Below are 15,102 nucleotides of genomic sequence, written 5' to 3'. Positions count from 1 at the left end.
GGATTTGAACCCGCGACCCTCTGGTCCCAAACCAGATGCGCTACCAAACTGCGCTACACCCCGTAAATGTGGTACTTGAATAGTATATTAAATTTTTATCTGTTTGAAAAGTCCAAATACATGTCGAAATAGTTGATTATATTAATATATCTTCTATTATCTCTATTTTATTAAGAAATTCTTAAGATCTCTATAAATTAGTTTTATCCGAATATTAATTAGTGTATAATTATATAGGACTAAATTAATAGGGGGAAACAGACACATGTGGGAATTAATAGAATTATTAAAAAAAGAGTTAGCAGTAGTGATCCTAGGTGCTACTCCTATATTTGAACTTAGAGGAGCGATACCTCTAGGGGTTAGTTTGGGGTTTTCTCCTTTTCATAGTACTATGTTAGGTATTGCAGGAAATATATTACCGGTGCCATTTTTATTATTTTTCCTTAGACCAATATTTAATTATTTAAGAAGATACTCATTCTTTGATAGAATGATTGTGTGGTTAGAGAATAGGACATTAAAAAGAAGTGCAAAAATGAAGAAATATACTATATTAGGACTTTATCTATTGGTAGCAGTACCCCTACCAACTACGGGAGCCTATACTGGGTGTTTAGCTGCAACTTTATTTAATCTTAGGTTTAAATTTGCTTTTCCTGCTATAGTGGCAGGAATTATAACCGCAGGATTTATTATGTATACCTTAAGTACCGTGGGAGTATGGATGTTTTTCTAGTTGACACCTATAACTTCCTATGGTACTATTTATATTGTTAATTGAATATATATCTTGATTACCTTATCAAGAGTGGTGGAGGGATAGGCCCTATGAAACCCGGCAACCGGTGTGAAAGTCGGTGCTAAATCCTACGGAGCAAATGCTCTGGAAGATGAGGTCGTAACCTAAGCGAACAAACCTCTTCTTTTGATGAAGAGGTTTTTTATGTATATAACTACTTATTTAGGATTCTAATGGGTAGAATAGGTATAGACCGAATAATAAAAAATATTAAAGATACGGGAGGAATTATTATGAGAAAATGGCTTTTTACATCAGAGTCTGTTACTGAAGGACATCCAGATAAAATCTGTGATCAAATATCTGATTCGATTCTTGATGCTATTTTAGCAGAAGATCCAATGGCTAGAGTTGCTTGTGAGACTTCTGTTACTACTGGATTAGTATTAATAGCTGGGGAGATTACAACTAATACTTATGTTGATATCCCAAAGGTTGTTAGAAAAACTATTGAGGAAATAGGATATACTCGTGCTAAATACGGGTTTGATAGTGAGACTTGTTCTGTGCTTACATCTATAGATGAGCAATCTCCTGATATTGCTATGGGTGTAAATGAATCTTTAGAAAGTAAATCTGGAGACGATAGGGAGCAAGTATTCCATACTGGTGCAGGAGACCAAGGTATTATGTTTGGTTTTGCATGTAATGAAACAGAAGAATTAATGCCTCTACCAATTTCATTGGCTCATAAATTATCTAGAAGATTATCTGAAGTTAGAAAAAGTGGTAGACTTGATTATCTTCGTCCTGATGGTAAAACTCAGGTAACTATTGAGTATCATGATGATAAGCCTGTTAGAGTTGATGCTGTAGTTATATCTACTCAACACAGTGATGCAGTTGATCTTAAAACTATAGAAGTGGATTTAAAAGAGCTTGTTATTAGAGAAGTGATCCCTGCAGATTTACTAGACAATGATACTAAATACTTCATAAATCCAACAGGAAGATTTGTTATCGGTGGTCCACAAGGGGATGCTGGTCTAACTGGAAGAAAAATTATAGTTGACACTTATGGTGGATACTCTAGACATGGTGGAGGAGCTTTCTCAGGAAAGGATCCAACAAAGGTTGATAGATCTGCAACTTATGCTGCAAGATATGTGGCTAAAAATATTGTAGCAGCAGGATTAGCCGATAAATGTGAAGTTCAGTTAGCTTATGCTATCGGTGTAGCTCACCCGGTATCTGTAATGGTAGATACTTTTGGTACTGGAAAAATCTCTGAGGAAAAAATTGAAGAATTAGTTGAAAAGCACTTTGATTTACGTCCAGCAGCTATTATAGAGAACTTAGATCTAAGAAAACCTATATACAGACAAACAGCAGCTTATGGACACTTTGGTAGAACTGATATTGATTTACCATGGGAAAGAACAGATAAAGCTGAGATTCTTAAAGAAGAAGGCTTAAAATAATATAAAACTAAAATAACCATATCTAAAACTCCTAGTAACAGGTTTATATATTTGTCATATAATATATTAAAACCTTTTATCATACAATGTTACAAGGGGTGGGGATATGGTTATTTTTATATTATACGTATTTATTTATGTGTTTTTCATCTATGGAATTATTGAATTTACTAAACACCTTTATACTGAATATGATATACCTAAAAGAACCCATCAGATAAACATTGTTATGAGAGATGAAAAGGACTTTGAATATACACTCATTAGTATAAAGGACAAATTTTCTCATATCTGCATATATGCAGATATGAAAAATAAAGAACTAATAGAAATGATAAGAGTATCCTCCTCGGATTTTAATATCGAAATTCATGATATTAATGAATTGAAGTAAATTTTCGAACTCTTCCATGAATTACTATAACCCCCTTGGTATTCCTTAAGAAAGTGCAGACTTTCTTAAGGAATTTTTTTATGTCTTAAAGGATTTGTCTAAAGTCTTAATTTAATTAAAAGGGATAAAAGATATATCCTATAATCACCGGTAAATCAAAAGGGGCGCCCCTCTAAAGAGAGGGTTAAATATGTATGAAAAGATAAATGGGTTACACAAAAGAGCAGAAGAAGGTGACGATTTTGCAAAGGGTGAATTAGCCCAGAAATTTAGACCATTGATTATTTCTTCTATGAAAAAATACTATTTTAATGGAAGAGAGTTTGAAGATTTATTACAGGAGGGCTATGAAGTAATACTTAAGGGAATAGAGGATTTTGACCCAAAAAGGGGAGTTAATTTTCCTGGATATATCAAAACAATTCTTAAATTCCATTATTTAAATAAGTTGAAAAAGCAAAGTTATGCTATATCCTTAGATCATCCTGTGGGAGAGGAGGAAAATATGACTCTAATGGATACCTTGGAGTCGCAAGTAAATATAGAAGAGGATTTTATAGATAAAGAGGTAAACTATCAGTTATATAGTGCTTTAGATAATCTAACAGATAGACAAAGACAAGTTATCCTATTATTTTATATAGAGAATTTAAGTTTATCCCAAATAGCAGATGATCTTGGTATTGCTTATAGAACAGTCATAAATATAAAAGTTCAGGCCATAGAAAAATTACGAAAGACTATAGTAAATAATCCTTTTTAATTATATATATGAGTTAGAAAGGAGGTGATACGGATGGCAGTAAACAGTATACCTAAAGGTTCTAAAGTTAAAATGGAATTCAATAACGGCTTAGATGAATATGGTAGAGATATCATAAAGCCTAAGACTCTTTCTGGGGTAAAGAGTGATGCAACAAATGAAGGTCTATATCAAGCAATGGCTTCTTTATCAGGACTTCAATCTTTACCATTAGTAGCAGTGAAGAGAATTGATGAAACTCAATTAGAATTAGTCTAGTAATATCATAGGTTAAAAAGGGGGTGAGACAGGATGAATAGTAAATTAGAGCTGATATTTAAGAATCAACAGGATAGAAAGACTAGGATATCAATAGATGAGCCAAGGGCTGATTTGACAGAGGTTGAGATTCAAACAGCTATGAATAGTATTATAGCTGAAAATATTTTTAATACTTCTGGGGGAGATTTAGTAGCTATCTCTGGAGCAAGGGTAGTAACTACTGATATTCAAGAGTTTGAAGTTTAAATATAAAAGGGTAGACTTAAAGGTTTAAGTCTGCCCTTTTTACAAAGGAGGATATATAATGGATAGCATATTTAGCCAAGTTGCTAATTTAGGATTTCCTATAGTGGTATCGATATTTCTTCTAGTTCGAATAGAAGCTAAATTATCAGATATCACTGGTAGCATCAATGAATTAACAAAGGCAATATCATCTAAATTTTAAGCTTAAGGGTTTTCCCTTAAGCTTAATTTTCGTCTGCTTTAGCAGTAGCTACACCTAAGGCTCTTTTAACTGCTTCTTTCCAATTATCTGAACTGATTGTAGCTCCTGAGATAGAATCAACATCAAATGTTTGTTCCTCAATCATTCTGTCTGCCATAGTCTTTCTATATTCTTTTAGGTTTGGATAAGTTTCCCCATCAATTTCTTGTCCGGTCCAATTGTCATAATCCACTTCTTTTCCGCCATTATCTAATCTTCTTAGGATTATATTGTCTATTTTTCCACTTACAATTGTAATAGTAGCATCTTCACTACCGTATTCCCAAGGATCTCCCTTTGCTGTATAAGTACCATCTTCATAGGGTTGATCATTATCATTACCCTCTTGACTTCCAGAGGATAAATCTTCATTATTTTCTGTGGCAGCACCACAGGCAGCAATTAAAAATAATAGAAAAATTAGTAATATTACGGTTACGTTCTTTTTAGTTTTATTAGTCCAAGTCATGCAATTCCTCCTTATTTATATATATTATTAATATTGCCAAAATTAATAGGGTGTTATACAGGTAAAAAAATTCCATTTTTATTGTTTACAACGAACGTATGTTCGATTATAATATTAAATAAGGAGGAGATTTTGGGATGAAAGAATTAGACAAAGTACTTAAAGGTGGGATTATTGCTATGATTCCAGTGTATGTAGAGGGTAAGGGGAACTCAACAAAGATAATATTTGAAAAATACGAGGATTTGTATATACATAATAGAACACGAACGGTACTAAAATTAATTGCAGATTATTATACAGTGGATCTTAGATCTATTAGAAGAGAATATGGAAAAGGTATAGAGTCGAAAAATATGATTCCCATACCATTAAATAAAAGGGATGTATTGATTCAAATAAAGACAAGAAGACCCATCTCTAAAAATGATGGGTCTACAGGATATTTTAATCTTAGGTATATTGAAAAAATAGTTAAAAAGGATGATGATATTTATATTAGAACCACCAAAGGAGAAGAGATTAAGGTATTAAATAGAGAACGGACTATAATAAAGCATATAAATGATGGAAGATTAGTAAAGCAGATATATAATGAAAGAATAGATTCCTATATAAAAGAGGAGCCTATAAACTATAAGACTCCTGCTACTAAAGAAGATATTGCATTGTTAATTAGGGAAATTGTGGATATTAAAAATAGGCTGTGAAGAATCGTAAAAGAAAGATCCTTCGCGATGCTCAGGATGACAATAGGTAGATTGAATCTTTCCTATTGTGAGATGATAGAAATAATGTTGTACCTATGAGCTTGTTGAAGAGTCTTAAAATATATTAGAATTAATATAGGTATGATATAATGGAAGAAATAATTTCGGAGGTTTTAATGTGATATCTATTCAAGGAACAGTAGAAGAAATAATATTTAGAAATGAATCAAACGGATATGTGGTAGCTATCCTTGAGACAGAAGATGATATAGTCACCATAGTTGGATATATACCTATCATAAATATAGGGGAGACTATACAAGTAGAAGGTACCTGGGAGAAACATAAAAACTACGGGCAGCAGCTAAAAGTAGAGAATTATACCCCGGTGGTACCAGCTACAATGAATGGTATAATAAACTACCTATCTTCAGGCTTGATTACAGGGATAGGACCAAAGACTGCAGAAAAAATAGTGGATAAATTTGGGGAAGACTCTATAGATATCCTTCAATATAATCCTGAGAGATTAAAGGAAATAGATGGTATAGGAAAGAAGAAAATAAAAAAGATAGTAGAATCCTTCGAAGAGCAGAGAGACCTAAAAGATGTGATGATGTTTTTACAGCAATACAATATTAGCTCTAAATTTGGGATAAAAATATATAAAAAATATGGTAAAGAAACAATAGCAAAGGTAAAAGAAAATCCCTATAGACTTTCTGAGGAAGTCTTTGGTATAGGGTTTAAAATGGCAGATAAAATGGCTATATCCATGGGAATAGACTTTAATTCTAAGTATAGAATAATGGCTGGGATAAAGTATGCTCTAATGCAATATTCTACAGAAGGACATACCTACATAATGAAAAATATGCTGATAAATAAGTCTAAGGAAATATTACAGATTCCAGAGGAGGAAATAGACAATGGAATCACCTCCATGGCCCTAGAGAATAATATAAAGCTAGAAAACTTTGATGGGGAACTATGTGTATATTCTCTGCCCTTTTATGTGGCAGAAACTAATGTAAGTAAAAAATTAGTGGAGATATCTAAGGTTGATCTTCCTCCATTAAAGATAGATGTGGATAAGGAAATTCATACCATTGAAAATACAGAAGGGATTACCCTAGCCAATAGACAAAAGGAAGCTATAAAAGAAGCTGTTTCAAATGGAGTATTAGTAGTTACTGGAGGACCGGGTACGGGAAAAACGACTACTATAAATAGTATAATACAACTATTTGAAAAACAGGGATTAGACATTACCTTAGCAGCACCAACGGGAAGGGCAGCTAAAAGAATGAGTGAAACCACAGGAAAAGAAGCAAAGACTATCCATAGATTGTTGGAATACAACTTTATTGATGAAGAGATAGGGATGGACTTTGGTAGGGATGATGGTACCCCTATGGAAAGTGATGTGGTGATAATAGATGAGGTTTCAATGGTAGATATACTACTTATGAATAATCTCTTAAAGGCAATCATGCCAGGGACTAGACTGATACTAGTAGGAGATGTGGACCAACTTCCGTCAGTGGGAGCAGGAAATGTCCTTAGGGACATAATAGATTCAAAGCTTATTAAGGTAGTACAATTAGATGAGATATTCAGACAGGCTAAAGAGAGTATGATAGTAGTAAATGCCCATAGAATAAATAGTGGAGAATATCCTCATTTAAATAAAAAAGGGAAAGATTTCTTTTTCATGACTAGAGGAAATGGTAATGATATATCAAATACTATATTAGAACTAGTAAAAGAGAGACTACCTAAATTTAATGGATATGATCCAATAGCAGATATTCAGATCCTTACTCCAATGAAAAAGGGAGATGTGGGAGTAAATGCCCTAAATGAAAAAATCCAAAATATTCTAAACCCCAAACATAAGTTGAAAAATGAAAGAAAGCAAGGGGATACTCTCTTCCGAGTTGGAGATAAGATTATGCAAATAAAAAATAACTACAGAACAGAGTGGAAGATATATGATGGAAGTAAAGTTACAGAAGAAGGAGAAGGGGTATTTAATGGAGACTTAGGAATAATCACCGGGATTGATAATGAAGAGAGTGAGTTAACAGTCCTTTTTGATGATAAAAGGGAAGTTACATATCCCTTTGCTCAATTAGATGAATTGAGACTGTCCTACGCCACAACTATCCATAAAAGTCAGGGAAGTGAATTCCCTGTAGTCATCATCCCAGTATTTTGGGGACCACCCATGCTCTTGACGCGGAATCTACTGTATACAGGAATAACTAGAGCAAAGGAACTAGTAGTATTAGTAGGGATGGAGAGATATTTAAATACAATGATATCAAATAATAGGATAACAAAGAGATACTCTGGACTAAGTAGGAGACTAAAGGATGTCTTTGAATTCTATATGAGAAGCTAAATTTGACAAAAGTGCCGAAGGGCACTTTTTTTATTTAATATTATACATAATTTTTGTATTATCGACAAAATACGACACATAACTACATAGCCTTATGATAGTATAAATAGATAAATAGTACTTTAGTACTATTTATCTATTTATACCAAAGTGGGTGGATTTAATATGAAACAAATAACATCTTTTAAAAAAGCTATTATAATGACAATTACATTTTTATTATTATATATTTTCTTTATAAATAAGATGAATATGAGTTTAGACACTAGCAATCCTATCAGAAAAATATACTTTATTACTACTCCATTATTAACGTCTTTATATATGTTTGGGGTGTATAAAAGAAACATAGGAAAAAAGAAGTACTTTTGGTTGATAGTTTTAATTGGTAATCTTTTATACTCTATTGGAATGAGTTTTCATTCATTAAGTGGCTTTTCATACACTAACCAACAAAATATCATACAAGGTTTATCAAATCTTCTTTTTGCTGTAGCTGTCATATTGTTTATAGTAGGTTTTTTAATACTATTACAGGCACAAAAACAGAAGGTATATATAACACAGCTATTTATTGATAATTTAATAGTCTTATCTGTTATTATTACCGTTGGTTGGTTTTACTTAGTGGAAAGAGGATCTATTTTAGTTAATCTTACAATGGAAGAACTAGCTATCCCTTTAATATTTACAAGTATACAGATGTCGGGAGTATATACCCTCTTTAGCATAGCTATTACTGAAAACAAAAGGAAAATAAATAAATCTTTGATAATAGCATTAATTTCTCTTTCTGTCCATACTACTATGAATTTTTTATTTATGGCTATTAATATATTAAATTCTAGCACTTCTATATTTGTAGATATTTTATGGGGAGTAAGTCTTATAGGGGTAGGATTATCTGGTTTATATCCTCAACAAGATGATAAATTAAATGAGAAGAGCTATATGTATAGGAAGATATTATTATTTTTTTTAGAAATAATGCCCTATTTTAGTGTGTTATTAATTATAGTTATAGGTATATTAAATTGGCCTAATGAACTCCCTATTATTATATGTGGAGGAATAGTTATAACCCTATTATCCCTTAGACAAGTAATAAACAGATTGGAAAAGAATGGACTAATTAATGAACTAGAAGAAAAGATAAATGACAGAACGAAAAACCTTCAAATTAAAACAAAAGAATTGGAGTATTTAGCCAATAGAGATAATTTAACTGGGCTAAAAAACAGGAGATCCTTATTGGATGAAGTAGATCAAGTCCTTATTGAGGCTAGAAATACAGGAAAAAAAGTAGGGGTATTATTTATTGACATTGATGATTTTAAATATATTAATGATATATTAGGACATTCTGGGGGAGATAAATTATTAATGGAGGTATCTAAAAAATTCACAGAAAATATAGATCAAGAAAGACATCAGGTCTTTAGGAATAGCGGGGATGAGTTTGTTATTATTTTAGATAATATTTCTAATAGGGAAGATCTCAAAAATTTCATTGAGGATTTTCAGATGGAAATATGTAAAGATATAGTTATAGATGGATATAAAATTCCTATATCAGTAAGTATAGGAGTAGCAATTTATCCTGTACATGGAAACAATAGGGAAAGTTTACTTAAGGCAGCAGATGTGGCAATGTATGAAACGAAGAAAAAAGGTAAACATGGTTTTAGTATATATAATGATAGCATGGCTCATCACCATAATAAAAAGATTAGATTTAAAAATGATATAGATAAAGCTATAGAAGAAAAACAGTTTCAATTATATTATCAGCCCCAATATAATTTGAATGCAGAAAAAGTAGTGGCTGTAGAAGCTTTAATCCGATGGATACATCCTAAGAAGGGATTTATTTCACCAACAGATTTTATTGACATAGCTGAACAAACCGGGCAGATACATCCAATAGGAAAATGGGTATTACAAGAGGCTTGTGAACAATTAAAAATCTGGCAAGATAGGGGACTTGCATGGAAAGTGTCTGTAAATATATCTCCTAAGCAACTTTTTAAAGATGACTTCATAGAACTTGTATTTAATATTATTTCTGAGACGAATATAGATCCTAAATATTTAGAGTTAGAAATAACGGAAAATATTTATATTAATGGTGAGTATAGCATTATGAAATTGAGAAAACTAAAGGAATTAGGTGTATCGCTTGCTATAGATGATTTTGGTACAGGCTATTCATCTCTACAATACCTTAAGGAATTACCAATAGACGTTATAAAGATTGATAAATTATTTATAGATGGAATATTGAATAATTTAAATGATTTATCAATAATAAAAGGAATTATAACTATGGCTAAAACTCTAGATTTAAAAATTATAGCAGAGGGGGTTGAGATAGAAAAACAAATGGAAGTTTTAAAATATTTAGGATGTGATATGATTCAAGGATACATAATTGAAAAACCAATTCCTATCAATGAATTAGAAGAAAGATATTTACATAACAAGAAAATGACTTAATATTCTAAAGGGGGAGTATTATGGTTAATAATTATATGGTACTTAGAAGCTTTGTAGAAAAGATACTAAATGTATCAACTAGCTTTATTGGGGAGTCTGATGTGGATAAACATATTACTTCTGCCCTAAAAGATGTGGGGGAGTTTAGTAAAGTAGATAGAATATGTATTCTTCTTTTGAAAGGTCAGGGAAAATCTTTAAAGTGTTCTCATAAATGGAGTAATCCAAAAACTATATCAAAATTTGAAATGAGTAATATAAATATTTCATCTATTCCTTGGGTTATGAGAGAAATCACAAAGGATAATAAAGTGAAGATTAATAATTTAAATAAGGTAAGGGAAGATGCTAAAAAGGAATTAAGTTTTTTATGTAGTAAGAATTCAAAATCTATACTGATTTTGCCAATAAAAGATAAAGAAAATATTTTAGGAGTTATAGGTTTTGAAAAAATAGATAAGCCTAAAAAATGGAGTAAATTTGATATTTATTTATTTAATATGTTTATAGACATGCTAAGTATAATTTTTGAAAAACATAAAATATTGAATGTATTAGAAGATAAGAAGACTCAATACAAAGAGATATTTAAAAGATCAATTAATCCTATAATATTATCAGATACAGAGGGGAATTTTATTGACTATAATGATGCTGCATTGAAATTCTTTGAGACAACTTCAGAGGAGATAAAAGAAAGAAAGATATGGGACTATTATCTTCCCCATCTTAAAGAGAAGCAGAAATATAAATTCATAGAAGATACAAAAAACACAATTGTAGAAAATAAATTTTATATTAACGGCAAGATCAAAACTTTTATTTTTAATAAATTTTCTGTTAATGAAAAGGGGAAAGTCCAATATTATAGTATAGGACAGGATTTAACTCATCTTAAAAATATAGAATACAATTTACATGAAAATAAACAACTATATAAAAGCTTATATGATTATAATATGGATCTTATATTTTCTATAGACTTAAAGGGCACTATTTCTATGGCTAATCCTAGAGTTGAAAGTCTATTAGGTTTTTCACAGAAAGAAATAATAGGAAAGTATTTTACCGAGTTTCTACCTCCTAGTAAATTAATAAATGTGTTAGGCAAATTTAATAAAGTAAAAGATGGAGAAGCTGTAAGATTTGAGGTGGCAACCTTTAGGAAGAATGGAGATGAGATTTTATTAGATGTCCAAGGTGTTCCCATCATTGTTAATAATATAATAAAGGGAGTCTATGTAATAGCAAGAGATATAACTAAAGTGAGAGAATCTGATATAGAATTGAAAAATTATTAGGAAAAATAATAAGTATAAATAAAGGCAAACTCATCGAAAGTTGAGGACGCAAAGCCATGAGTCTAAAACATATCAAATGTCAGGATAGTCAGGCTGCTATAGTTTAAAAAGTAGGAGATAGGATGAAAAGAATTCTATTTAACTTCTATTTATTTAATCCATACAGTGAGACTTTAGCAGGCATTCTATAGAGTGGTTGTTTTTTTATTTTATCAATTTATTTCAATACAAAGCCTTTAAGACAAGCTTAAAGGCTTTGTATTACTTACATGAATTAAAAGCTTGCCAAAAATCTCCTTCAGTATTAATGATTTCATAAATCTCATTAAATGGAATACGGAAAGTAGGAAATCCTGCTACATAGGGTCCTATTTCATAGGGTTCAAAGTAAATATATAAAGCATCTTCATTTACATAGAAGGGTTGATCTTTACTTATTTCTTCAAAACTCCCAGGAAAAACATAGGAATAATCTGGGTCATTCTCTATCTGATAAGAGATAACATCACTTAATACTTTTACATAATTACTATCTTCTTTAAATAAATCCTCCAGCTGATAAAATTCTCCGCTTATTAAATCTATATGGGGGAAAACCTGACTTGGCATACCATGAGCTGCTCCAAAGGTATAATTGTAAGCTTCTAGTTTTAATACTAGAAGATGACACTTGAAAAACTCAACAGAAAAAGTCCCGGTATAGCTATAGTCCAGTTGCTTTTCATTATCAATTGGGATAACTTTAGACAATTCTTTTAATCGATTATTTACTTCTTTTTGAGTATCTTCATTTTTCATACCTCGAATTTGTGGATAGTATACTAAATAATCCTTATTTGGCTTATGCTTTTTCTCAAATATCTGGAATTGATCATTTAAAGGAATAATATAATTTGGATGCCAAATAATGTCTCCTTCTTTATTTAAATAGAAAAGTTTTTGATCTATATTTGCTTTAATCAAGTCTCCTATAAAGGATAATTCCCCACTGCCTTTTACTATAGGTAATGAATAACTGGGTAGCCCTTTAGTATCTATAAAGAAAGTCATTGTGTCATTTGATACAGAAGCATAGTTCCTGTTATAGGGAGATATATTATTATAAACAAATCCTGTTAATATATCACCAGTCAGAATGTCAGCAATTGCATATTTTGATCCCATATAGGGTTCTGTTTCCACTTTAGCCTTGCCTATAGCTGCTCTATTTTCTCCCAACATATATATATCATTGTATTGTGGCTCAATGATGAAATTTCCTTCTTTATCTATTAAACCATATTTATTATAAAATACATCCTCTGAGATATTTACTATACCTCGGCCTTTAGAAAAGGGTTGAGCAGAGGAGTACTTAAGGGGTATAACTTCATTTCCTTTTATGTCAATATATCCGTATTTGCCTCCTAACTCCCTTTGGAAAGCCAGGAGACCATTGCCTAAATTACCTACCATGGGATAGTTATAGGCATAGAGAATATCTCCCTGTTTATTAATTAATGCAAACTTATTTTCTGATATTTTTACTATAGCCTTTCCGTTCTTAAAGGGATATCCCATATCATATATAGTAGGGATTATCTCTTGACCCTGGAGATCCAGATAACCATAGGAAGAATAGCCTTCAGTATTTGTAATACTAGCTAAAGCTCTTCCATTTTGATATGGATCAATATAATTATAAGCTCTTTTAGTTAGTATGTTTCCTTTTTCATCGATAACTTTAAACCCCCCTTCGACAATTACTAGAGCTCTTCCTTCGGAAAAATCCATAATACCTTCAAATTGTGGATAAACAACATACTCACCAGAAGTATCTATAATCCCCCATAAGTCTTCTTTTTCAACAATAGCTAGTCCATTTGCTTGAAACTCTCTAGCCCTTTGATATTGAGGTATTATAATAAAGTCTCCTTTATTATTGATATAGCCCCATTTAGTTCCATAGATTGTTTTAATACCAGCAGGATACAAATTATAAGAATACATCTAATTCACCTTCTTTACTTTTACTACTATAGTATGAATAGATTGTAAAGGCGTTCTTGTAATAAAATAAAAAAGGATATATAAAATAAAAGAAGAATAAGAAATGTGTGGTGAAATTCTTGAATAGATAAAGGGTGATGATATGGAAATTTTTAAGGTATTATTAAATTTGATATATCCAGAAGAAAATATTTGCTTCATATGTGATGAATACTATGAAGAGATAGAGAATCATTTATGTAATGAATGTAGGAATAAGCTACCCTTTATCAATCATGTAGTTCAAGAGGATGTAATATGTCCCCTTAGATATGAAGAAGTAGTAAAGGATATAATATTTAAATATAAATATGGTAAAAATCCATATCTGTATAAAGTTCTAGGAAATATTATATTGGAAGCTTTTGAATCTGCTGAGATAGAAAATATAGATATAATAGTACCTATCCCATTATCAAGAAAAAAGAAATCAAATAGAGGCTTTAATCAGTCAGAGCTATTAGCTAAGTTTCTTTCTGAGTCTACTAAAATACCAATGGATACAAAGAACCTACTTAAAATAAAGAAGACTAAAAGTCAAAGTGGACTAACGAAAAGGGCTAGGAGAGAAAACATTAAAGGGGCCTTTCAAGTAAAAAATAGTGAAGTATTCATTGGAAAAACAGTACTTATAGTAGATGATATATTCACTTCGGGAGCCACATATAATGAGGCTTCAAAAATACTAATAGAAGCTGGAGCTATAAATACCTACTTGATTACTATAGCAACAGGAAGAGATTTATAGTAGAATATAAGAAATAATAGAGAATTCTGAAAAAGTGGAGGGTGTAAAATGAATGTAAGAAACTGTAAAAAGTGTGGAAAGATATATAATTACGATGGGTTTCCTTTTTGCTATCATTGTAGAAAAGAAGAGGACGAGCTATTCCAAAGGGTGAGAGAATACATATATGATCATCCTCAAGCGGCAATTCAGGATGTTTCTGAAGAGACGGGAGTATCTACAAAAAAGATCCTTAATTTCCTTAGACAAGGGAGATTAGAAATAAAGGATGGTCACAATCTTATATTAGACTGTGAAAACTGTGGACAACCCATAAAGAGTGGAAGGTTCTGTGATAAATGTGCATATGAACTTGAAAATGAATTAAAGGGAGCTAGTAGACCTAAAAATAATCCTTTTGAATCAAGGAAAACAGGAAGACAAATGAATGTAGCAGGGAGACTTAGAAATAAATAATAGAATATATTAAAGTTATGCCTCATCATTGCCGATAATAAAGATAGAAGAAATCGGTGAGATGAGGTGTTTTTATGAAAATATTTAATAATAACAATATAAAAAATATAATGAAAGCCTATGATAATAAGGATAAAAAGGAAGTATCAGAGAATTCTAGACTTAAAAAGAAGGATGAATTCACCATATCAGATGAGGCAAAGGATATTCAAAAGGCCTTGAAGGTAGCAAAAGATTCTCCTGACATACGAGAGGAAAAAATAAGAGAGATAAAAATGAAAGTAGACTCAGGAAACTATAGTATCGATCCAAAAAAAGTAGCAGAGAAAATTATCGAAGATATTAATAGTAGAAAGTAA

The 15,102-nt window shown here is 31.2% G+C and carries 16 protein-coding genes and 2 riboswitches; of the genes, 14 read left to right on the top strand and 2 right to left on the bottom strand.

The features are described 5' to 3' along the window. Nucleotides 1-265 precede the first annotated feature (265 nt). The 7 genes from GOQ27_RS06810 to GOQ27_RS06780 all read left to right on the top strand — a co-directional run bounded on the left by GOQ27_RS06810 (nt 266) and on the right by GOQ27_RS06780 (nt 4,089). The gene (locus GOQ27_RS06810) at nt 266-739 is read left to right on the top strand and encodes a COG2426 family protein (RefSeq protein ID WP_203366085.1); all 474 of its coding nucleotides are present in this window, start codon (nt 266-268) and stop codon (nt 737-739) included. Nucleotides 740-799: 60 nt separating this feature from the next. Further along, nucleotides 800-900, top strand: a riboswitch (SAM riboswitch). A 135-nt stretch (nt 901-1,035) separates the two neighbouring features. Next, nucleotides 1,036-2,223, top strand: a complete 1,188-nt coding sequence (gene metK / locus GOQ27_RS06805; protein WP_203366084.1) for a methionine adenosyltransferase — start codon at nt 1,036-1,038, stop codon at nt 2,221-2,223. A gap of 106 nt (nt 2,224-2,329) precedes the next feature. Next, nucleotides 2,330-2,617, top strand: coding sequence for a hypothetical protein (locus tag GOQ27_RS06800; protein ID WP_203366083.1), 288 nt, complete (start codon nt 2,330-2,332; stop codon nt 2,615-2,617). 190 nt (nt 2,618-2,807) lie between these two features. Next, nucleotides 2,808-3,380, top strand: a complete 573-nt coding sequence (locus GOQ27_RS06795; protein WP_203366082.1) for a sigma-70 family RNA polymerase sigma factor — start codon at nt 2,808-2,810, stop codon at nt 3,378-3,380. Between the two features lie 33 nt (nt 3,381-3,413). Further along, nucleotides 3,414-3,638 (top strand): DUF1659 domain-containing protein, encoded by a 225-nt coding sequence (locus GOQ27_RS06790; protein WP_203366081.1) that lies wholly within the window; start codon nt 3,414-3,416, stop codon nt 3,636-3,638. Nucleotides 3,639-3,671: 33 nt separating this feature from the next. Then, nucleotides 3,672-3,887 carry a DUF2922 domain-containing protein gene (locus tag GOQ27_RS06785; RefSeq protein ID WP_203366080.1) on the top strand — a complete coding sequence of 72 codons (216 nt, stop codon included), beginning with the start codon at nt 3,672-3,674 and terminating at the stop codon, nt 3,885-3,887. Nucleotides 3,888-3,945: 58 nt separating this feature from the next. Next, a complete protein-coding gene (locus GOQ27_RS06780) occupies nt 3,946-4,089 on the top strand; it encodes a YvrJ family protein (RefSeq protein WP_203366079.1) in 144 nt (47 codons plus the stop codon). Between the two features lie 22 nt (nt 4,090-4,111). Here GOQ27_RS06780 and GOQ27_RS06775 read toward each other — a convergent pair whose 3' ends face one another. Further along, nucleotides 4,112-4,597 (bottom strand): FMN-binding protein, encoded by a 486-nt coding sequence (locus tag GOQ27_RS06775; protein ID WP_203366078.1) that lies wholly within the window; start codon nt 4,595-4,597, stop codon nt 4,112-4,114. Between the two features lie 137 nt (nt 4,598-4,734). Between GOQ27_RS06775 and GOQ27_RS06770 the strand changes: the two genes are divergently transcribed. From GOQ27_RS06770 to GOQ27_RS06755, 4 genes are all read left to right on the top strand, one after another. Further along, nucleotides 4,735-5,307 (top strand): hypothetical protein, encoded by a 573-nt coding sequence (locus GOQ27_RS06770; RefSeq protein WP_203366077.1) that lies wholly within the window; start codon nt 4,735-4,737, stop codon nt 5,305-5,307. A 178-nt stretch (nt 5,308-5,485) separates the two neighbouring features. After that, a complete protein-coding gene (recD2, locus tag GOQ27_RS06765; RefSeq protein ID WP_203366076.1) occupies nt 5,486-7,714 on the top strand; it encodes an SF1B family DNA helicase RecD2 in 2,229 nt (742 codons plus the stop codon). 165 nt (nt 7,715-7,879) lie between these two features. Further along, nucleotides 7,880-10,210, top strand: a complete 2,331-nt coding sequence (locus tag GOQ27_RS06760) for a putative bifunctional diguanylate cyclase/phosphodiesterase (protein WP_203366075.1) — start codon at nt 7,880-7,882, stop codon at nt 10,208-10,210. A 20-nt stretch (nt 10,211-10,230) separates the two neighbouring features. Continuing rightward, complete coding sequence (locus GOQ27_RS06755; RefSeq protein WP_203366074.1) at nt 10,231-11,511, top strand: PAS domain S-box protein; 1,281 nt, start codon at nt 10,231-10,233, stop codon at nt 11,509-11,511. 13 nt (nt 11,512-11,524) lie between these two features. Next, nucleotides 11,525-11,612: riboswitch (cyclic di-GMP riboswitch) on the top strand. A gap of 160 nt (nt 11,613-11,772) precedes the next feature. Here the strand turns inward: GOQ27_RS06755 and GOQ27_RS06750 are convergent. Beyond that, nucleotides 11,773-13,500, bottom strand: a complete 1,728-nt coding sequence (locus tag GOQ27_RS06750; RefSeq protein ID WP_203366073.1) for a WG repeat-containing protein — start codon at nt 13,498-13,500, stop codon at nt 11,773-11,775. A 142-nt stretch (nt 13,501-13,642) separates the two neighbouring features. Here GOQ27_RS06750 and GOQ27_RS06745 point away from each other — a divergent pair, with 142 nt between their 5' ends. The 3 genes from GOQ27_RS06745 to flgM all read left to right on the top strand — a co-directional run bounded on the left by GOQ27_RS06745 (nt 13,643) and on the right by flgM (nt 15,102). Next, nucleotides 13,643-14,287 carry a ComF family protein gene (locus GOQ27_RS06745; RefSeq protein ID WP_203366072.1) on the top strand — a complete coding sequence of 215 codons (645 nt, stop codon included), beginning with the start codon at nt 13,643-13,645 and terminating at the stop codon, nt 14,285-14,287. Between the two features lie 48 nt (nt 14,288-14,335). Beyond that, nucleotides 14,336-14,743 (top strand): TIGR03826 family flagellar region protein, encoded by a 408-nt coding sequence (locus GOQ27_RS06740; protein ID WP_203366071.1) that lies wholly within the window; start codon nt 14,336-14,338, stop codon nt 14,741-14,743. 74 nt (nt 14,744-14,817) lie between these two features. Further along, the gene (flgM, locus tag GOQ27_RS06735) at nt 14,818-15,102 is read left to right on the top strand and encodes a flagellar biosynthesis anti-sigma factor FlgM (protein WP_203366070.1); all 285 of its coding nucleotides are present in this window, start codon (nt 14,818-14,820) and stop codon (nt 15,100-15,102) included.

The organism is Anaeromonas frigoriresistens (assembly GCF_016820655.1).
In the GTDB taxonomy this organism is placed as follows: domain Bacteria; phylum Bacillota; class Clostridia; order Tissierellales; family SIT17; genus Anaeromonas; species Anaeromonas frigoriresistens.
This window is presented reverse-complemented; position numbering and strand designations above follow the sequence as displayed.